This window comes from Actinoplanes sp. NPDC048791 (assembly GCF_040650095.1).
Classification (GTDB): Bacteria; Actinomycetota; Actinomycetes; order Mycobacteriales; family Micromonosporaceae; genus Actinoplanes.
Window position 1 is genome coordinate 1 of the sequence record NZ_JBEZGQ010001119.1, and the last position, 2563, is coordinate 2563.

The 2563-nt window shown below is 72.7% G+C and carries 4 protein-coding genes; 2 read left to right on the top strand and 2 right to left on the bottom strand.

Annotated features, from left to right (window positions below; all coding sequences use genetic code 11):
* A partial coding sequence (locus AB0C29_RS43035) for a cellulose binding domain-containing protein (protein WP_360833376.1) occupies positions 1 to 356 on the top strand: 356 nt, incomplete at its 5' end.
* Between the two features lie 19 nt (positions 357 to 375).
* On the opposite strand, the gene AB0C29_RS43040 is transcribed toward AB0C29_RS43035, so the two are convergent.
* The gene (locus tag AB0C29_RS43040) at positions 376 to 1590 is read right to left on the bottom strand and encodes an NAD(P)/FAD-dependent oxidoreductase (RefSeq protein WP_360833378.1); all 1215 of its coding nucleotides are present in this window, start codon (positions 1588 to 1590) and stop codon (positions 376 to 378) included.
* An 82-nt stretch (positions 1591 to 1672) separates the two neighbouring features.
* Between AB0C29_RS43040 and AB0C29_RS43045 the strand changes: the two genes are divergently transcribed.
* A complete protein-coding gene (locus AB0C29_RS43045) occupies positions 1673 to 2032 on the top strand; it encodes a hypothetical protein (RefSeq protein WP_360833380.1) in 360 nt (119 codons plus the stop codon).
* Positions 2033 to 2040: 8 nt separating this feature from the next.
* Here the strand turns inward: AB0C29_RS43045 and AB0C29_RS43050 are convergent.
* The coding region (locus AB0C29_RS43050; RefSeq protein ID WP_360833382.1) for a hypothetical protein at positions 2041 to 2563 on the bottom strand (523 nt) is incomplete at its 5' end.

Consider the following 2563-nt stretch of genomic DNA (forward strand, 5'->3'; position numbering starts at 1 on the left):
CCCCCTCCCCGTCCCCGTCGAACCCGGTGCCGCCGACCACGCCGCCGCCGGCGGGCGCCGGCTGCACGGCGACCTACACCTCGGCCGGTCAGTGGGCCGGCGGCTTCCAAGGAGAGGTACGGGTCAGCGCCGGGACCACCGCCATCAGGAGCTGGGCCGTCACCCTGACCTTCGCCGACGGCCAGCGCATCAGCCAGGCCTGGAACGCCGTGCTGTCCACCAGCGGGGCCGCGGTGACCGCCCGCAACGAGAGCTACAACGGCGCTCTCGCCGCCGCGGCCAGCACCACCTTCGGCTTCGTCGGCACGTGGACCGGCAGCAACACCCCACCGGCGGTGACCTGCACCGCGACCTGACCGGTCCACCCACCGGCGGTCAGGTCTGCGCTGCCTGGCTCATGATGCGGCCGATGTTGTCGGGGGCGAAGAACTCCGCCGGTGGCGTGGCGCCCGAGTTGACCCGGGCGAAGGCGTCCATCGCCTCCTGGTTGCCCTGTACGGCCGTGAGCAGCTGCACCATCTGCGGGTCCGGTGGTTGCAGCGAGGCGATCTGCGCGGTCATCTCGTACATCGGCAGCACCCGCTCGTCGCGGGTCGACCAGTAGTCGCCCATCGCCTCGGCGTACGGCCGGGCGCCGCCCAGCGCCTGGTCGAGCGCGTCGGCGCAGAGCTCGGCGTCGTGGAAGGCGTCCGTGATGCCCTGGGCGGTGATGAAGTCCCGGTTGTAGCCGGCGTCGCCGACCAGCGCCCAGCCCGGACCGAACGGCGTGCGGAAGTAGTTCGGCACCGACGTGCCGACGAACCGGCTCTCCCGCTTGGCGCCGGCGAGCCGCTCGACGAACGCGGGCGCCAGCGCGAACGTGTCCCGCAGGGTGCCCTCGATGTCGTTGCGGTGCTCGGCCAGTTCCGCGTACGGCCAGCCACCGATGACCATGGTGAGCTCGTCGTGGGTCGGGCAGACCGCCCAGCCGCGCCCGGTCCGGCTGTAGATCTCGAACGTTCCGTCCGTCGGCAGGTTGCTCCAGTACGAGTAGTAGCCGCAGGTCAGCGGCGGAAGCTCGTGGTACTGCCGGGGCTGCACGGCCTTGGCGACCACCGAGTTGCGCCCGTCGGCCCCGACCACCACCCGGGCCCGCTCCACCACGGGCGAGCCGCCGGCGTCCCGCCCGCGGATCTCGGCCGGCTCACCGTCGGCGACCCGTACCTCCTCCACGGTGAACCCCTCGCGGACTTCGGCACCGGCGGCCGCGGCGGCGTCGAGCAGGATCTTGTCGAGCACGGTCCGCCGGGGCGCGTACGCCACGGGGGAGTGCTCGGTCCCGGGCGCCCCGGCCAGCGTGACCGGCCCGAAGTCGAACGTGTACCGGGAGATCGGCGGGACGCCCGTGGCCGTGACCTGCTCCAGCAGCCCCCACCGGCGCAGCGCGTCGACACCCGGCGGATGGATGAAGTGGGTGGACACGGTGTCGCTCGGGAACGTCGCCCGGTCCACCACGAGCACCCGGTAGCCGCGGCGGGCCAGCAGCATCGCGACGGGCGACCCCGCACACCGTGCACCGACAACAATCACGTCGTACGCCTGATCCGGCATCTGTCTCCCCCTCCGGGACATCATGCTGGGCGGCTCCGGCCATTGTCGACAGACCGTCCGAGGGAAAACTTATGATCGACTCATGCCGTACGCGATGGAGACCCATCTGCCGCAGGCAGCGTCCCGGACCATCACGCTGGACGAGCTGCCCGCCTTGTACCGCCCCGATCACGAGCCGGTGTTCACCTACGGCGACGACGGCGACGACGCGCTGATCGTCTCCCTGCACGACGGGTTCAGCACGGTCTCGCTCCTGCACGACCGCACCTGGTACTGGCTCGAGGAGTCACCGGACGCCGAGCTCGTGGAGATCGTCCTGTGCGGGCTGGAGGCGTGGGTGCCAGCCGGAGTGCTGGTGCGGCCCGAGTCGGGTCTGGCCGCCCTGCGGCTCGCCCACGATCAGCCGCGCCTCATGACCGACTTCGGGTGGCGCGAGCAGTGACAGAGCTGTCAGGAGACGGCGACTTCGACGATGCGGGACTGGTCGTCGGTGCCGTTCGCGGCGTGGGTGACGATGCGCAGGGCGGTGCTGGACTGCGTCGCGAAGGTGCTGCTCGCCGTCCGGGCGGTGTTGCCGCGGACCTCGGCGACCGTGCGCCAGCCGGTGTGGGTGGCCAGCTGGATGTCCCAGTCGCGCAGGCCGTACCGGGCGGTGGGGTACTGCGGTGAGTCGACCGTGGTCACGGTGACGCGGGTCAGCTGCTGGGGGCGGGACCAGGCCAGTGCGTACCAGTCGGGCCACTGCCGGCCGGTGCCGTCGGCCCAGCCGGTGCCGGTGCCCCAGTGGGCCGGGTCGGCGTCGCCGTCGACCGCCCCGCACACCGGGAAGCCGGTCCGTGACGACGAGGCGGTGACCCGGGCCGCGGACCGGGCCAGGTCGGTGGTCGGCCGGGCCGGTGACACGGCGACCGGTACGGCGGCCCGCCGCGTCCCACTGGCCACCCGCACGGTGTAGGTGCCGGCGGGCGTTCCG

Excerpts from the sequence above, each read along its gene's own strand:
- AB0C29_RS43040 (WP_360833378.1), bottom strand. The coding sequence starts at position 1,590 with ATGCCGGATCAGGCGTACGACGTGATTGTTGTCGGTGCACGGTGTGCG.
- AB0C29_RS43045 (WP_360833380.1), top strand. The coding sequence starts at position 1,673 with ATGCCGTACGCGATGGAGACCCATCTGCCGCAGGCAGCGTCCCGGACC.